This is a genomic window from Streptomyces sulphureus DSM 40104 (assembly GCF_000381025.1).
Taxonomy (GTDB): domain Bacteria; phylum Actinomycetota; class Actinomycetes; order Streptomycetales; family Streptomycetaceae; genus Streptomyces; species Streptomyces sulphureus.
The window spans coordinates 459,249-475,093 of the sequence record NZ_KB905813.1 but is presented as its reverse complement, the minus strand read 5'-3'; the positions used below and the strand labels follow the sequence as shown (position 1 = coordinate 475,093).

The window sequence follows — 15,845 nt, the reverse complement described above, 5'->3', positions numbered from 1 at the left end:
TGTTCACTGGCTGCCGCAGACGGAGACGGCTTCCGCCTCCAGCCAGGGCAGTTCGTGGCCCATGCGGTCCCGCTTGGTGCGCAGGTAGGCGAGGTTGTGCTCGCCGGCCGCCACGGGCGCGGGGACCCTGCCGGTCACGGTGAGCCCGTGCCCCTCCAACGCCGCGACCTTGTCGGGGTTGTTGGTGATCAGCCGCAGGGAGCGTACGCCGAGGTCGGCGAGGATCTCGGCGGCGGAGGCGTAGTCCCGCGCGTCGGCCGGGAGACCGAGTTCCAGGTTGGCGTCGAGGGTGTCGCGGCCGCGCTCCTGGAGCGCGTACGCGCGCAGCTTGGAGAGGAGGCCGATCCCGCGGCCCTCGTGCCCGCGCAGGTAGAGGACGATGCCGCGGCCCTCCTCCTGGATGCGCCGCATCGAGCCCTGGAGTTGGGGCCCGCAGTCGCAGCGCTGGGAGGCGAAGACGTCGCCCGTGAGGCACTCGGAGTGGACGCGTACGAGCGGGGCCTCGTCGCTCCCGGCTGCCGGGTCCCCTGCGACGAGTGCGATGTGCTCGACGCCGTCGGGCGTGCGGTAGCCGTAGGCGCGGAACTCGCCGTGGGCGGTGGGGAGTCGGGTCTCGGCCTCGCGGACGACGCCGCCCGCGGGGGCAGCGGTCTCGGGCAGCGCCGCCTCCGCCTCTTGAAACTCGGCCTCGTCCGGCGTGGCGTGGGGCGAGGAGAGGTGGGCGGCGAGGTCCGCGATGGAGACGAGGGTGAGGCCGTGCTTGCGTGCGAACGGCACCAGTTCGGGCAGGCGGAGCATGGCGCCGTCCTCGCCCGCGATCTCCACGATCGCGGCGGCGGGCCGCAGCCCGGCGAGCCTGACGAGGTCGACGCCGGCCTCGGTGTGCCCGGTGCGCTCCAGCACACCGCCGTCGCGGGCGCGGAGCGGGAAGACGTGGCCGGGCCTGACGAAGTCCCCTGCCACCGCCTCCGGGTCGGCGAGGAGCCGTATCGTCGTCGCGCGGTCCGCGGCCGAGATGCCGCTGGTGGTGCCGTGCTCGTGGGAGGCGTCGACGGAGACGGTGAAGGCCGTCCCCATCGACTCGGTGTTGTGCGCGACCATCTGCGGCAGGTGCAGCCGGTCGAGGTCGTCGGCCGCCATCGGCGTGCAGATCAGGCCGCGGCACTCGTTCATCATGAAGGCGACGAGCTCGGGCGTGACGAGCTCGGCCGCGACGACGAGGTCGCCCTCGTTCTCCCTGTCCTCGTCGTCGACGACGACCACGGGCAGCCCCGCCGCGATGTCGCGGACGGCCTGCTCGACGGGGTCGAGCACGCTCTCCCCCGCGAGCGGGTCACCGGGCCGCGGGCGCGGTGCGGTTCGGCGGTTCATACGGAGGCTCCTTCCGAAGCGGCTGCGGGCGCCCGCTCCGGGAGCGGCGCGACGGGGACACGGGTCCGCAGCCACCAGGAGCGCAGGCCCCACAGCACGAGCCCGAGGTAGACGACGTAGACGAGGCCGGAGAAGGCGAGCCCGCTGCTGAAGGCGAGCGGGACACCGACGACGTCGACGAGCAGCCAGGCGAACCAGAACTCCACGAGGCCGCGGGCCTGCGCGACCATCGCCGCGAGCGTCCCGACGAAGATGTACGCGTCCGGCCAGGGGTTCCAGGAGAGTTCGGGCACGGAGGCGAAGAGCCAGCCGACGATCCCGGTCCCCACGGCGGTACCGGCGGCGAGGACGCCCCGCTCGCGCCAGGAGGCGAACCGCACGGCGAGCGAACCGTCCTGCGCCTGCCGCTTGCCGCGCTGCCACTGCCGCCAGCCCCACAGCGCGACGACGATCACGAGCAACTGCTTGCCGACGCCGCCCGAGAGCTGCGCCGAGGCGTAGGCGGCGACGAGGATGACGCCGGAGAGCAGTTGGGCCGGCCAGGTCAGCAGGGAGCGCCGCCAGCCGAGCGCGAGCGCGATCAGGCCGAGGGTGTTGCCGATCATGTCCGTCCAGATCACCTGCTGCCCGAAGGCGGTGAAGGCCGGGGAGTTGAGGGAGTCGAGGAGGCTCACTGCGCCGCTCCTGCCTGGCCGAGCCGGGAGGCGGCGGCCGGATCGCCGAGGAGGCGCTCGACGTACTTGGCGAGGACGTCGACCTCCAGGTTGACGAGGTCCCCCGGCTCCTTGACGCCGAGGGTGGTGCGTTCGAGCGTCGTCGGGATGAGGCTCACCGTGAAGTGCTCGGCCCCCGCCTCGACGACGGTGAGGCTGATCCCGTCGACGGCGATCGACCCCTTCTCCACCACGTACCGCGACAGGTGCGCGGGCAGCGCGACGCCGACGGTGCCGTCCGGGGTGCGGCGGACGAGGGTGCCCGTGCCGTCGACGTGGCCCTGGACGAGGTGGCCGTCGAGCCGCCCGCCGAGCCGCATCGGGCGCTCCAGGTTGACGCGGGAGCCGACGGCGAGGGCCCCGAGCGAGGAGCGGTCGAGGGTCTCCGCGATGACGTCGGCGGTGAACTCGGCGTCAGCGAGCCCGGTGACGGTGAGGCAGACGCCGTTGACCGCGACGGAGTCTCCGTGCGCCGCGTCGGCGGTGACGGCCGGGCCGTGCATCCGGAGACGGGCGCCGCCGCCCGCGCCGAGGGCCTCGACGGCGGTGACTTCGCCCAGTTCTTCGACGATTCCGGTGAACACTCAGAACTCCTCGTTGGCGGGGTGTACGGCGGGGGCCGCAGCGGTGGGTGAGGGCTCCGGCGCGAGGGCGTCGGGGGCGGGGCGTGCGGTGAGGCGCAGGTCGGGGCCGAGGCGCTCGGTCTCGCCGAACGTGAGGCGCAGGGCGTGCGCGATGGTGCCGATCCCGGCGTCCGCGAGAGCGGCGGGGCCGGCGCCGAGGAGCGCGGGCGCGAGGTAGGCGACGACCTCGTCGACACGGCCCTGCGCGACGAAGGCTCCGGCGAGTCCTGCGCCGCCTTCGAGCAGCACCCGGCGCACGTCCCGCGCGAAGAGCGCGGCGAGGAGCGCGTCGAGGTCGAGCCCGCCGGCGGCGCGGGGCAGCGTGAGGAGCTGGTGCCCGGACTCCTCGACGGCGGCGGCGAGGGCGTCGGCCTCGGCGTCCTCGGCGACGGCGACGAGCGTGGGCGCCGCGTCGTCGAGGACGCGGGCCTCCGCGCGCACCGCCGTGCCCTCGGTGTCGAGCACGACGCGGAGCGGCTGGACGGCTCCGGGGACGCCGCGGACCGCGAGGTGCGGGTCGTCGCTGCGTGCCGTGCCGGACCCGACGAGGACGGCGTCGGACTCGGCGCGGAGCCGGTGGACGTCGGCGCGGGCTTCGGACGAGGTGATCCAGCGGCTCGTGCCGTCGGCCGCCGCGGTGCGCCCGTCGAGGGTGGCGGCGAACTTCCAGGTGACGTACGGGAGTTCGCGGCGCACGGAGGTGAGCCAGGCGACGTTGACGGCCGCCGCCTCGTCGGCGAGGAGGCCGCCCTCGGTGTGCAGGCCCGCGGCCCGCAGCGCGGCGGCACCGCCGGCCGCGACGGGCGAGGGGTCGGGCACGGCGTAGACGACGCGGGAGACGCCCGCCCGGATCAGCGCCTGCGCGCAGGGTCCAGTGCGCCCGGTGTGGTTGCAGGGTTCGAGGGTGACGAGAGCCGTGCCGCCCCGTGCGTCGTCACCGGCTTCGGCGAGTGCGTGGACCTCGGCGTGCGGCCCGCCTGCACGCTGGTGCCAGCCCTCTCCGACGGTGCGTCCGTCGCGGTCGAGGACGACGCAGCCGACGACGGGGTTGGGGCTGGTGGAGCCGAGCCCACGGGCGGCGAGCGCGACGGCACGGCGCATGGCGGCGGCGTCCGCCGAGCCTGCGGGCTCGAGCGGGCCGTCGGACGGTGCCGGGGTGGTCGCGTCCACCGGGTCCTCCTGCCTCTTCGGCACGGACTCCGGGGCGCTGCGGGAACGACGGGCGGAGTACGGCACCGTTCCACCGGCGCCCGAGCACGCCGTCGAGGACGGCGGAACCCGCTCCGCCGCGCACTGCCTCCCATCCGGACTTTCACCGTCGGTCCAGGAATCTCACCTGGTCAACCGGCCGCTGGCAGCGGCCGGGTCGCGGACTGTAACCGCCGGTTCGGACTTTCACCGACCCCGGAGTGCGCTTGCGTGTCTAACAACGCTCAGTCTGCCACGGGGATTCCACCGGTACACATACGGGCCCTGTGCGCTCACTCACAGCAGCGGCCGATGGCGTGCGGCAACCACCGGCGGGACGCCGGACCGACGCACGGCCGCCGGCGGGGCGGGCCCTCGGTGCAAGCGGCCGCTGCTGGTGGGGCGCCTCTCTTCCGTCGGCGGGGCTGAGTGGAGTGCGGTGTTCGGCGCGGGATGCGACGTCGGGGCCGGACCGGTCTTGCGATGACGGTCTGTTGCCACGGGGCGAGCGAACGCGCTCCCGCTCTCCTCGGGTTGACCGGTGACGAGCGCGAGCTGCCGCGCTTGCGTCCGGGCCCCGGCCTCGCACGAGCCGAGGCGGACGAGCCGGCCCGCGGACGGACAGCCGTGCGGCGCACGCCGGTTCGGACGGCGTTCCGCTGGGAACGCTCCCCTCTCGGCGGCGCAGGCCGCGCAACTACCCGGCGGCGCACGGCCGTCGGGCGGCGACGAGCAGGAGTCCGGCGGATGGAGCAGGTGGCCCGAGCCCGGTGGGCGGTGGCCGCCGTCTTCGCCACCCACGGTGCGGCGAGCGGGAGCTTCGCCACACGGGTGCCCTGGATCAGGGAGCATCTCGCCCTCAGTCCCGGCTGGTTGGGCTTCGCGCTCGTCTTCATGACGGCGGGCAGTCTCGCCGCCATGCCCCTCGCCGCCGGCCTCACCCACCGTCTCGGACCCCGCGCGACGCTGCGCTGGCTCGCGGGGCTCTGCTTCGCCGGGTTGGCGCTGCCCGCCCTGGCTCCCTCGCTCGGCTGGCTCTGCGGCGCGCTCTTCGTCTACGGGTGCGGGCTCGGCCTCCTCGACGTCGCGATGAACGAGCAAGGCGTCAAAGTCGAGGAGCAGTACGGGCGTTCGGTGATGTCGAGCCTCCACGGGATGTGGAGCGTGGGGGCGCTCGCAGGTGGCGCGGTCGGCGCGCTCGCCGCGCACGTCGAGTCGGACGCACGCACCCATTTGGCGCTCACGGCCCCCGCGTTGGCCGTCGCGGCGCTGGTGGCGGCGTCCTGGGTGCTCGAGTCCGCGGCGCGTCCGCACGGTGAACCGGCAGAACGGCCCCCGCACTTCGCGCTGCCGAGCCGCGGCGCCCTCGCGATCGGCGCCGTCGGCCTCTGCGGGGTCTTCGCCGAGGGCGCCTCGATGGACTGGTCCGGTATCTACCTGCGCGATGTCACCGGAGCCGAGCCCGGCCTTGCGGCCTCCGCCTACACGGCGTTCGCCTGCACGATGGCCGCGGCGCGGCTCGCAGGGGATGCGCTCGTCGCGCGGTTCGGTGCCGTGCGGACGGTGCGGGCCGGCGGGGTGCTCGCGACGCTCGGGGCCGGGCTCGTCGTCGTGGCGCGTACGCCGGGGCTCGCGGTAGCCGGGTTCGCGCTCGTCGGGGTCGGCATCGCCGTGGTGGTGCCGCTCTGCTTCGCGGCCGCGGGGCGCCTCGGCGGCGCGGCGCCGGGCCAGGCGATCGCCGGCGTCGCGACGCTCGCCTACGCGGCCGGGCTCGGGGCGCCGGCCGTCGTCGGCTGGATCGCGGAGACGACGTCGCTCTCCGCCTCCTTCGCAGTGGTCACGACGCTCGCGCTGGGCCTCGTCCTCGGCGCGGGAAGGCTCGGTCCCGGACGGACCGGGAAGACGGCGGCGCACGCCGTGCCCGAACCGGAAGCCCGCCAACCGGCGCCGGAGGAGCAGGGCTGACCCGGGCGGACGTCACGCACCGGATACGTACGGCCCACGGGGCCCCGGCAACACGGCCGAGACGTGAGCCGGGCAGGATGCGTGCCGGTCAGGCCGGAATTCGTCCCTTGCGGCGCCCGAACTAATATGCCCAGGCCATCCACGGCACGAGACGGAACCACAGCGGTCAGGAGCGAGAATGAGCGGCGGACTCGGCGTGCGCTGGAAACTGCACGGCGACGGACGGGTTCCGGCCCCGGGCGCGGTCGTCCGTCCCGACGAGCGCCTCACCTGGCCGCGCACCGCCGGGCTGGGGGCGCAGCACGTCGTCGCCATGTTCGGGGCGAGCTTCGTGGCGCCCGTGCTCATGGGTCTCGACCCGAACCTCGCGATCATGATGTCCGGCGTCGCGACCATGATCTTCCTGCTGGCGACGCGCGGCCGCGTCCCCAGCTACCTCGGGTGCAGCCTCTCCTTCGTCGGCGTCGCCGCCGTGATCCGGGCGCAGGGCGGCGACGCGGCGACGATCACCGGCGCGATCCTCGTCGTGGGAGCGGTGCTCTTCCTCGTCGGCCTCGCGGTGAAGGCGTTCGGCGCGCGCATCGTCCACGCCTCGATGCCGCCCGTGGTCACCGGTGCCGTCGTGATGCTGATCGGCTTCAACCTCGCGCCGGTGACGGCGAGTACGTACTGGCCGCAGGACCAGTGGACGGCGCTGCTGACGATGCTGCTCACCGGGTTCGCGGTGGTCTGCCTGCGCGGGTTCTGGTCGCGGATCGCGATCTTCCTCGGCCTCGTCGTCGGCTACCTCCTCTCCTGGGTCTTCGACCGCGCCTTCGGCAAGATCCACTCGCCGGACGCCAGCGGTGAGACGGTCGACCACTGGCGGCTCGACCTCTCGGGCGTCGGGGACGCCGACTGGTTCGGGCTGCCGTCCTTCCACGGGCCCTCCTTCAGTTGGTCGGCGATCCTCGTCGCACTCCCCGTGGTGATCGCGCTCATCGCCGAGAACACCGGGCACGTCAAGGCCGTCGGCGAGATGACCGGCGATCCGCTCGACGACAAGATGGGCACCGCGATCGCCGCCGACGGCGTCGGCAGCATGGTCTCGACCTCGGTCGGCGGCCCCGCCAACACCACGTACTCCGAGAACATCGGCGTCATGGCGGCGACCCGCGTCTACTCGACGGCCGCCTACTGGGCGGCGGCGATCTTCGCGCTCCTCTTCGGCCTCTGCCCGAAGTTCGGCGCCGTCGTCGCGGCGATCCCCGGCGGCGTACTCGGCGGCATCACCGTGATCCTCTACGGCATGATCGGCCTGCTCGGCGCCCAGATCTGGACGGCCAACAACGTCGACCTGCGCAACCCGCTCAACCTGGTGCCCGTCGCCGCAGGGATCATCATCGGCGTCGGCGGCGTGAGTCTGAAGATCAGCGACAACTTCGAGCTCAGCGGGATCGCGCTCGGCACCCTCGTCGTCATCACCGGCTACCACGCGCTGCGCGCCCTGGCACCCGCCCACCTGAAGGGCCAGGAACCCCTCCTCGACGAGGGCACCAGCAGCTACGACCCCGGGCGCGGGGAAGCGGGACCGTCCCAGCAGGGGTGAACTCCGCACGCCACGTGCGGTGTTGCGTCGCTGGTCGGGTGCGACGTGCATCGGGGCTCCACTGCACACGGAGGGTGACCGCCCTCGTCCCCCGGCGGCGCGTCTCGGCGTTGCCCGCGGGACGGCGGCGTGCTGCCGACGGCAGCTTCCTGACAACTACGTGCCGCCACCCGCGCTCTGTCCCCTCCCGAGGAAGGACGCGCACAAGCGGAACGCCCCGCACCAGTAGTGCGAGTGATCTTCCGTGACTAGTGTGACCACGCGGTGCGCTCGGGCAGCCGCCCGTAAACGTCCGTCGCACCACGGCATTTGACCACTCGACGCCGCCCGGAGGGCGGCGCGCACCGGCTATGCCTCGATGTTCGGAGAGTGAGCAGACAGATGCAACCGACGTTCGTCCTGGTCCACGGCGCCTTCGCCAACTCCTTCTCCTTCGCGCCGCTCCAGGCCGAACTCGGCCTCCTCGGGCACCGTTCGGTCGGCGTCGACCTCCCGGGCCACGGCTTCGGTGCCACCTACCCGCGTGCCTACCAGGCACCGCAGGACCCGGGCGCCCTCGCCACCGCACCGGGCTCGATCGAGGGCGTCACGCTCGCTGACAACGCGGCGCACCTGACGGGCGTGCTGGAGCGGGCCAAGCGGAACGGCCCGGTGGTCCTCGTCTCGCACAGCCGCGGCGGCATCACGGCGACGGCCGCGGCCAACGCACGGCCCGATCTGATCGACCACCTCGTCTACGTCTCGGCCTGGTGCCCGACCGCCCTCGACGTCGGCGAGTACCACGCCGAACCCGAGATGGCGACGGCCGACACCGCCGGCCTGGCGGCCGCGGTCGTCGGCGACCCGGCCCGACTCGGCCTGCTCCGCAGCAACTTCCGCACCGCCGACCCGGAAGCCCTCGCGGCGCTCAAGGCCGCCATGCTCGCCGACGGCACCGACGAGGAGTTCCTGGTCTTCCTGAACACCTTCCAACCCGACGAGAACCTCGACATCGGCGGCCCCGCCGACCGCGCGCAGGCCGAAACCTGGGGCCGCATCCCGAAGACGTACGTACGCCTCACCGACGACGCGAGCATGCCGCTCGCCGCGCAGGACCGGCTGATCCGCGAGGGCGACGAGCTGACGCCTGACAACCCCTACACGGTCCGCACCCTCGAGGGCAGCCACCTGAAGTGGCTCGTCGAACCGGCACCGGCGGCCCGTCTGCTGGCAGAGGTCGCCGCACCGCTCACCGCCCCAGCCGGCTCCTGAGCCCGAGGGCACCGGCCGGCGCGCCCTTCGGCCGTCCGACGGGGCGCCGCGCATCCGTTGACGCGCCTCCGCAGCGCGTGCTCGTGGGTGACGGTCGATGCCGCAGAACCCTGCGTATGCAGCGAGTCGGCAACCGCCCGTCGACGGACCGGCCGACACCTCGACCGGAAGCGTCAGGCCGCGCGGCCAACGGAGCGCCCTTACGAGCTTCCGCGACGGGAGCCCGAACCACCCACAGGCCGAGCCCCGGAAAACCCCACGCCCCACGAGCCGTTGACCACCGGAAGCCGAGGCCCCGCGGCGCTCGTCAACGCTCGGGCAGCAGTTGCGCGGCCGTCGTCGAGATCGTCTCGACGGCGTGGGTCAGGGTGGGGTTCTCCCGCGCTCCGAGGCGGGTGACGGCCATGATGCGGCGGGCCGGCGCGGAATCCCCGTGCAAAGGCAGGCGTGCCAGTGGTGCGTCCTCGCGGAGCTGCGCCAGACGGGGCACGAGGACGACGCCGAAGCCGTGGGCGACGAGCGCCATACCGGTGTCCCACTCGTCCGAGTAATGCGCGATGTGCGGTGTGAATCCCGCGCTCATGCAGGCGGCGAGGACGAGTTGGTGGTAGGTCGACGCTGGGTTGCCGACGATCCAGGGCTCCCTCGCGGCGTCCGCGAGCGTGACCCGCTGCTGTCGGGCGAGGGGGTGGTCGCGGGGGACGACGAGGTCCAACGGGTCGTCGAGGAGGGGCCGTTGGTCGAAGCGCTCGTCGGTCATGGGGGGCGAGTCCGCCGTCACCACGAGGAGGGCGAGATCCGCCTCCTCGGTGAGGAGCAGGTCGAAGCAGCGGTCGGGCTCGGCCTCGATGATGCGCACCGACAGGTGGGGGTGCGCGTCGCGGAGCCCGGCCGCCGCGGGCGGCAGCAGACGGCTCGCCGCGGTGGAGAAGCCGCAGAGCGTGACCTGCCCGCTCGGCTCCGTGCCGGCGGCTGCCAGCTCGCCGCGGGCGAGCTCCCACTGCGCCTGGAGGCGCTCCGCGTGGCGCAGCAGGACGCGGGCCGCATGGGTCAGGCGTATGCCTCTGCCTTGGTAGGCCAGCAGGTCGACGCCCAACTCGGCGGCGAGTTGCCGCAGTTGGTAGGAGACCGCGGAGGGTGTGTAGTGCAGCGCCCGAGCGGCGGCGGTCACGGTACCGTGCTCGGCGACCATCTGGAGGATGCGGAGACGCGAATCAATCATGCAAAAATTTTGCACGATTGAGAGCGGAATCGTTTGATTCCGCTCGCCGGTCCTCCGGACGCACACTGACCGACGTGACTGATGAGCGTTGTGCAACGGCGCGAAGCGCCTTTCGGAACCACACCGTCGTCGCCCCATCGAATCCACAGGACCGACCGCGCCGCATGCCGCGTGCGCGCGTACCCGCGGAGCACGTCGATCGGCGGACGGTGCGCACGGCCGTCCTGCTCGTCGTGGTGCTCACGGCCGGCGCTTACCTGCCGAGCCCGCTCTACCCGGACTACCAGCGTTTGTTCGGCTACGACGACCTCGTGATGACGCTGCTCTTCGCCACGTTCGCTATGGTCAGCGCCCCCGCTCTGCTGCTCTGCGGCCCCGCGGCCGACCGTCTGGGGCGTCGCCCGCTGCTGCGGCTCGGCGCATTGCTCGCGGCGGCGGGCTCGTGCTGCTTCCTCTTCGCCACCTCCCCGGCCTGGCTCTTCGCGGGACGCGTCGGCCAGGCGCTGGCGCTCGGGGCGGCAACGGGCGCCGCCCAGGCGCTCATCGCCCGGCACCGGACGGTCACGGCAAGCATCGGCGGGCCGCTCCTCACCAGCCTCGCCTTCACCGCGGGCACCGCGCTGGGTCCGGCCGTCGCCGGGGCGCTCGCCCGCTACGCGCCGGGGCCGCTCGTCGTCCCGTACGTGCTCCACCTCGTGCTGCTGGCGTGGGCGTGGTGGCGGCTGCGCACCGTGCCCGGCCCTGCACCTGCCCGCGTCGACTCGGCGCGGTGGCGCCCGACTTGGCCGCGCATCGCTCCCGGCACGCGGAAGCTCTTTCTCGCGGCGGGGTTCAACGGGTTCCTCGTCTGGGCCGGCGTGGGTGTCTACCTCGCCCTGGTGCCCGCCCTGCTGGAGCGCACCCTGCGCAGCGACGACCCGGCTCTGAGCGGCGGGGTGCTGGGGGCGGTGCTGGCGCTGTCGCTGCTCGCCCAACTCGCCGGGCGACGCTGCGATCCCGGCGCCGCTCAGCGGCTCGGCGTCGCCGCCGTCACCGTGAGTCTGCTGCTCCTCGCTGCGACGGGGGCCGCCTCGCTGCCGGCCACGCTCGGCGCGGCCGTGCTCGTAGGCGTGGGGCACGGGCTGGCGTTCAGCGGCGCCGCGCGGGCCGTCGACGCGCGGACACCGGCCGAGCAGCGCGCCGGCACCGGTGCCGCGCTCCACCTCCTCTTCTACCTCGGGTCGGGGGTGCCCGCCGTCGCCGTCGGCCTGATGGCCTCCTGGATGCCCCTCACCGTCTCGGTGACCCGGCTCAGTTGGGCCGGCGCGGGGCTCGGCGTGCTGGCGGTGCTCGTCACGGCCCGGCTCGGCGTCCGCACGGGCGCGGCCGAGCAGGAGACGTCCGAGCCGCGCCCTGCAAGGCCGCTGCGCGCCGGTGTCCGCCCGCGGCGGGTCGTCCTCCGCCGTCGCCCGTCGCCCGCCGAGGCCGCTTCCGCTGCCGGGCGGCCCCGCCCCGAGAGCCCGACGGGTGCCTCGCCGCCCCGGCTCCGCTCCCGCCGGGCAGGGACACGGCGGAGGCGGGGACGGGCACCTCGGGGAGCGGTGCGGGACCGCTCCGACGCCGAGCGCCCGCGGAGCGCCACTCGCGGGTGACCGCCCGCGAGCACACAACCGGAGCGGCACGGTGCCGTGCCGCTCCGGCCTCCCGGTTCGGCCTGCCCGGCAGCCAGGGGGCGGCGCGGGTCACCGCCCGCGTGCACGAGCGGGACGCACTCCCTGACCGCTCTGCGGTCCGACGCCCTGGGGGCCGTCCCCGACTCGGCGCGCTGGACGCCGAATCCGCGCATGGCGGTGTCGCCTGTGTTCATGGGACGGACGCTGGCCGCCGCCTCTGACAACGCCGGCTCGGAGAAAGAAGCCGTCCGGGCGAGGAGACTCTGCCCTGCCGTCCTGCCAGTGCCGGCGCCGACGGCCGCCTCTAGACGCCGGAAGGTGAGCCGGCACGCAGTGCTCGGAGGCGGTAACGACCCTGGCTCAGCAACCGAGTTGAGGACCGGGACACGCGGTCGACAAGCCCTCGGTCCCGCAGACGGCAGGTGTCCCGTCACACCCTGCACCCACCGCTTCCCTCGTACGAGCTACATGCCCCGCTCTCACACCTGTGTACCGGGCCGGCTCTGCAACTGTGCGTCCATGACGACAGCCACGAGCCACCCCCCGGCTCCCCCACCACCCCTCGCCGATTCCGCGCACGCACTGCGCACCGTCACGCAGTCCCTCCGCACCGACGACGGCCTCGTCTTCTTCAACTGGCTGTACCTCGCCGCGATCGAGTCCTTCGAGGAGCCGAGCCCCGTCGCAGGCGCACTCGCAGCACGCCTCACCCGCCGGTACCTGGACGCACTCGCCGCCGACGACACCGGCGCCGCACTCCCCGCGTGCTGGCGCCCGCTCCTCCGCTCACGCCGCCACCCGGCCGTGCGCGGCGTGCAGTTCGCACTGAGCGGCGTCTACTCGATGGCGGCGCACGACCTCCCCCTGACGCTGCTGGAGACCTGCCGACTCGACGGCCTCGAACCGCAGGCGATCGAGCGCGACTTCGCGCGCGCCTGCGAGCTGCTCGCCGGCGTCGAGGAGCGGGTGCGCGAGGAGCTGACGTCGGGCCCCGAGACCCTCGTCGTCACGGAGCCGCTGGCCCACCTCGTCGGCGCGTGGAACCTCGACCGGGCGTTGCGCGGCGCGTGGGCGGCGTTCCGTGCGCTGTGGGAACTGCGCGCCGCGCCGTCGCTCGCAGCGGAGTTGGCCGAACGGCTCGACGCCGACGCCGGGACGACGGCACGCTGCCTGCTCACCCCGCTCCCCCGCTGACGCCGCGAGGGAACGGGGCACGGCCTCACCAACTGGCGTGCAGCGGCTTGCCCTCCGCGTATCCGGCGGCGCTCTGGATGCCGACGACCGCACGCTCGGCGAACTCCTCGACGGTCGCCGCACCTGCGTAGGTGCAGGAGGAGCGCACCCCGGCGATGACCGAGTCGATGAGGTCCTCCACCCCGGGGCGGGTCGGGTCGAGGAACATCCGCGAGGTGGAGATCCCCTCCTCGAAGACGGCCTTGCGCGCCCGGTCGTACGCCGACTCCTCGCTGGTGCGGTGGCGCACCGCACGCGCCGAGGCCATACCGAACGACTCCTTGTAGAGGCGCCCCTCGGAGCTGACCTGAAGATCGCCGGGCGACTCGTAGGTGCCGGCGAACCACGAGCCGACCATCACGTTCGACGCCCCGGCCGCGAGCGCCATCGCGACGTCGCGCGGGTGCCGTACGCCGCCGTCGGCCCACACGTGCTTGCCGAACTTCCGCGCCTCGGTGGCGCATTCGAGCACCGCGGAGAACTGCGGCCGACCGACGCCCGTCATCATCCGCGTGGTGCACATCGCGCCGGGCCCGACGCCGACCTTCACGATGTCGGCCCCCGCCTCGACGAGGTCGCGCACCCCCTCGGCCGAAACCACGTTCCCCGCGACGAGCGGCACCTCGGGACCGAGCGCCCGCACGGCCCGCAGCGCCTCGACCATCCGCTCCTGGTGGCCGTGCGCGGTGTCGACGACGAGGGTGTCGACACCGGCGTCGAGGAGCGCGCGGGCCCTTCCCGCCACGTCCCCGTTGATGCCGACGGCCGCCGCCACCCGCAGCCGTCCCTGGGCGTCGGTGGCGGGGGTGTAGAGCGTCGCGCGCAGGGCGCCCTTGCGCGTGAGGATGCCGACGAGGCGGCCGTCCTTGTCGACGGCGGGCGCGAGCTTGCGGTGCGCCTCGTCGAGGCGGTTGAAGGCCTCACGCGGGTCGATCTCGGCGTCGAGGACCAGCAGTTCGGACGACATCACCTCGGAGAGCTGGGTGAAGCGGTCGACCCCGGTCAGGTCCGCCTCGGTGACGACGCCGACGGGCCGCCCGTCCCGCACCACGATGCCGGCGCCGTGCGCCCGCTTCGGGAGGAGGGAGAGCGCGTCGGCGACGGTCTGCCAGGGGTCGAGGGTGATGGGGGTGTCGAGCACCAGGTGGCGGCGCTTCGTCCAGTGGATGACGTCGGTGACAACGTCGAGCGGGATGTCCTGCGGGATGACGACGAGGCCCCCGCGGCGGGCGACGGTCTCGGCCATGCGGCGGCCCGCGATCGCCGTCATGTTGGCGACGACGAGGGGGATGGTGGTCCCCGTCCCGTCCGGCGTGGAGAGGTCGACTCCCTGCCGGGAACCGACCGTTGAACGGTTCGGGACCATGAAGACGTCGTCGTACGTCAGGTCGTACTGCGGCTGCTGGTCATTGAGGAAACGCACGTACTTCAGTCTCCCACGCCGCGGCGAGAGACCGCGAACAGACGATCGACCGAAGGTGTGCGCCGGAGCCCTGTGCCTTTCTACGGAGCACCGGGTTGCCGCTCGCGCTCCGTACGTACCCGCGTACGGAGCGCGAGCGGCAACCCGGTGAACTGCACCGCCGGGAACGCTCAGCGCGGGACGGCGGGCGGCGCCCCTTCGGTCTGCTGCGGCACGGCCTCCGGCGTCGCGGACGAGGGGGACCGCGCGAGCAGGCGTCGGAAGCGGCGGACCGCAGGCTCCGTCCAACGGGCCGCCACGGGCCCGACGATCACCATGATCAGCACGTACGCCGTGGCGAGCGGCACCAGCCGGTGGTCGACCCCCGCGGCGAGCCCCGCGATGACGATGGAGAACTCCCCCCTGGCCGCGAGCCCCGCGCCCGCGCGGAGCCGCCCCGGCAGAGCTACCCCGGCACGATGTGCGGCGTAGGAACCCGTCGCGATCTTGGTCACGGTCGTCACGGCGGCGAGGATCAGCGCGGGGACGATCACCGGCACGATGTCGGCCGGCACGGTGCTCAGCCCGAAGAAGACGAAGAAGACGGCGGCGAAGAGGTCCCGCAGCGGACTCAGCAGGCTCCGTGCGTTCTTCGCCGTCTCGCCCGAGAGGGCGATCCCGACGAGGAAGGCCCCGACGGCGGCCGACACCTGGAGCTTCTGCGCAAGCCCCGCGACGAGCAGCGTCAGCCCCAGGACCACGAGGAGCAGCATCTCCGGCACGTCGGAGCTCACCGCGCGGCTGATCAACCGCCCGTGGCGCAGCGCGACGAAGAGGACGATGCCGACCGTGCCGATCGCCACGAGCAGCGCGACGCTGGTGCCGGCGAGGCCGAGCCCCGCGACGAGCGCCGTGAGCAGCGGAAGGTAGACGGCCATGGAGAGGTCCTCCATGACGAGGACGCCGAGGATGACCGGCGTCTCACGGTTGCCGAGCCGCCCCAGGTCAGTGAGGACCTTGGCGATGACCCCGGAGGACGAGATCCAGGTGACGCCGGCGAGCGCCACGGCGGCAACGGGGCCCCACCCCATGAGCAGGGCGGCGACGGCACCGGGAAGCGCGTTGAGGAGGAAGTCGACGATCCCCGAGGGGTACTGCGTCTTGAGGCTGGTCACCAACTCGGAGGCGCTGTACTCCAGTCCGAGGAGGAGGAGCAGCAGGATGACGCCTATCTCCGAGCCGACGCTGATGAACTCCTCGCTCGCGGTGAGCGGGAAAAGACCCCCTTTGCCGAAGGCGAGCCCGGCGAGCAGGTAGAGGGGGATCGGCGAGAGACCGATGCGGCCGGCGAGCCGGCCCACGAGCCCGAGGCCGAGGATGACTGCGCCCAACTCGATTAGGAGGACGGTGGTTTCGTGCATATAGGGGGCCCCTCTCCCGCATTGCCGGTGCTGTCCGGCTAGTCGCTTACCTTCCGTCAGGCTCCTGTGCAGGCTCCTTCGTCAGGCGGGTTTGTCGGTCGGACGGTTTGTCGACTGGGCAGTTGCTGTCTTGGCGTGGCTGCGGTGCGGACGCGTCGCCGGGGCCCGTGTGGGGCGCGGCGGTGGGGTTCGCCCGAGCTCCGTCGGTGCGTTCGA

Annotated in this window: 12 protein-coding genes and 1 riboswitch; of the genes, 5 read left to right on the top strand and 7 right to left on the bottom strand. The window is 73.5% G+C overall.

Annotation, left to right across the window (positions count from 1 at the left end; all coding sequences use genetic code 11):
• Positions 1 to 3: 3 nt before the first annotated feature.
• From F603_RS0102135 to ribD, 4 genes are read right to left on the bottom strand one after another with little or no spacing between them, the layout of a single operon-like run.
• Positions 4 to 1,371 (bottom strand): bifunctional 3,4-dihydroxy-2-butanone-4-phosphate synthase/GTP cyclohydrolase II, encoded by a 1,368-nt coding sequence (locus F603_RS0102135; protein ID WP_019544365.1) that lies wholly within the window; start codon positions 1,369 to 1,371, stop codon positions 4 to 6.
• Positions 1,368 to 2,045 carry a nicotinamide mononucleotide transporter family protein gene (locus F603_RS0102130; protein ID WP_019544364.1) on the bottom strand — a complete coding sequence of 226 codons (678 nt, stop codon included), beginning with the start codon at positions 2,043 to 2,045 and terminating at the stop codon, positions 1,368 to 1,370. The genes F603_RS0102135 and F603_RS0102130 overlap by 4 nt, the downstream gene beginning before the upstream one ends.
• On the bottom strand, positions 2,042 to 2,668 hold the full coding sequence (locus F603_RS0102125) for a riboflavin synthase (protein WP_019544363.1): 627 nt from the start codon (positions 2,666 to 2,668) through the stop codon (positions 2,042 to 2,044). Before F603_RS0102125 ends, F603_RS0102130 begins: the two co-directional genes overlap by 4 nt.
• Complete coding sequence (ribD, locus tag F603_RS0102120) at positions 2,669 to 3,808, bottom strand: bifunctional diaminohydroxyphosphoribosylaminopyrimidine deaminase/5-amino-6-(5-phosphoribosylamino)uracil reductase RibD (RefSeq protein WP_051096099.1); 1,140 nt, start codon at positions 3,806 to 3,808, stop codon at positions 2,669 to 2,671. It abuts the gene before it with no gap.
• Between the two features lie 185 nt (positions 3,809 to 3,993).
• A riboswitch (FMN riboswitch) is annotated at positions 3,994 to 4,124 on the bottom strand.
• A 518-nt stretch (positions 4,125 to 4,642) separates the two neighbouring features.
• On the opposite strand from ribD, the gene F603_RS0102115 reads away from it, so the two are divergent.
• From F603_RS0102115 to F603_RS0102105, 3 genes are all read left to right on the top strand, one after another.
• On the top strand, positions 4,643 to 5,860 hold the full coding sequence (locus tag F603_RS0102115) for an MFS transporter (RefSeq protein WP_019544361.1): 1,218 nt from the start codon (positions 4,643 to 4,645) through the stop codon (positions 5,858 to 5,860).
• A 178-nt stretch (positions 5,861 to 6,038) separates the two neighbouring features.
• Positions 6,039 to 7,448, top strand: a complete 1,410-nt coding sequence (locus F603_RS0102110; protein WP_019544360.1) for a uracil-xanthine permease family protein — start codon at positions 6,039 to 6,041, stop codon at positions 7,446 to 7,448.
• Positions 7,449 to 7,829: 381 nt separating this feature from the next.
• Complete coding sequence (locus F603_RS0102105; protein WP_019544359.1) at positions 7,830 to 8,699, top strand: alpha/beta hydrolase; 870 nt, start codon at positions 7,830 to 7,832, stop codon at positions 8,697 to 8,699.
• Between the two features lie 307 nt (positions 8,700 to 9,006).
• On the opposite strand, the gene F603_RS0102100 is transcribed toward F603_RS0102105, so the two are convergent.
• Positions 9,007 to 9,921, bottom strand: coding sequence for a LysR family transcriptional regulator (locus tag F603_RS0102100; RefSeq protein WP_019544358.1), 915 nt, complete (start codon positions 9,919 to 9,921; stop codon positions 9,007 to 9,009).
• A gap of 164 nt (positions 9,922 to 10,085) precedes the next feature.
• Here F603_RS0102100 and F603_RS0102095 point away from each other — a divergent pair, with 164 nt between their 5' ends.
• Both F603_RS0102095 and F603_RS0102090 read left to right on the top strand, forming a co-directional pair.
• On the top strand, positions 10,086 to 11,552 hold the full coding sequence (locus F603_RS0102095; protein ID WP_019544357.1) for an MFS transporter: 1,467 nt from the start codon (positions 10,086 to 10,088) through the stop codon (positions 11,550 to 11,552).
• Positions 11,553 to 12,092: 540 nt separating this feature from the next.
• Entirely contained in the window at positions 12,093 to 12,767 is a 675-nt protein-coding gene (locus tag F603_RS0102090; protein WP_019544356.1) for a DUF5995 family protein, read from the top strand.
• 25 nt (positions 12,768 to 12,792) lie between these two features.
• On the opposite strand, the gene F603_RS0102085 is transcribed toward F603_RS0102090, so the two are convergent.
• A complete protein-coding gene (locus F603_RS0102085) occupies positions 12,793 to 14,229 on the bottom strand; it encodes a GuaB1 family IMP dehydrogenase-related protein (protein ID WP_019544355.1) in 1,437 nt (478 codons plus the stop codon).
• A gap of 170 nt (positions 14,230 to 14,399) precedes the next feature.
• Positions 14,400 to 15,629 carry a cation:proton antiporter gene (locus F603_RS0102080; protein WP_019544354.1) on the bottom strand — a complete coding sequence of 410 codons (1,230 nt, stop codon included), beginning with the start codon at positions 15,627 to 15,629 and terminating at the stop codon, positions 14,400 to 14,402.
• Positions 15,630 to 15,845 lie beyond the last annotated feature (216 nt).

What these genes read in the sequence shown, in the direction of transcription:
- F603_RS0102100 (WP_019544358.1), bottom strand. Translation starts at nt 9,921, where the DNA reads ATGATTGATTCGCGTCTCCGCATCCTCCAGATGGTCGCCGAGCACGGT.
- F603_RS0102090 (WP_019544356.1), top strand. Translation starts at nt 12,093, where the DNA reads ATGACGACAGCCACGAGCCACCCCCCGGCTCCCCCACCACCCCTCGCC.
- F603_RS0102135 (WP_019544365.1), bottom strand. Translation starts at nt 1,371, where the DNA reads ATGAACCGCCGAACCGCACCGCGCCCGCGGCCCGGTGACCCGCTCGCG.
- ribD (WP_051096099.1), bottom strand. Translation starts at nt 3,808, where the DNA reads ATGCGCCGTGCCGTCGCGCTCGCCGCCCGTGGGCTCGGCTCCACCAGC.
- F603_RS0102080 (WP_019544354.1), bottom strand. Translation starts at nt 15,629, where the DNA reads ATGCACGAAACCACCGTCCTCCTAATCGAGTTGGGCGCAGTCATCCTC.
- F603_RS0102110 (WP_019544360.1), top strand. Translation starts at nt 6,039, where the DNA reads ATGAGCGGCGGACTCGGCGTGCGCTGGAAACTGCACGGCGACGGACGG.
- F603_RS0102105 (WP_019544359.1), top strand. Translation starts at nt 7,830, where the DNA reads ATGCAACCGACGTTCGTCCTGGTCCACGGCGCCTTCGCCAACTCCTTC.
- F603_RS0102095 (WP_019544357.1), top strand. Translation starts at nt 10,086, where the DNA reads ATGCCGCGTGCGCGCGTACCCGCGGAGCACGTCGATCGGCGGACGGTG.
- F603_RS0102115 (WP_019544361.1), top strand. Translation starts at nt 4,643, where the DNA reads ATGGAGCAGGTGGCCCGAGCCCGGTGGGCGGTGGCCGCCGTCTTCGCC.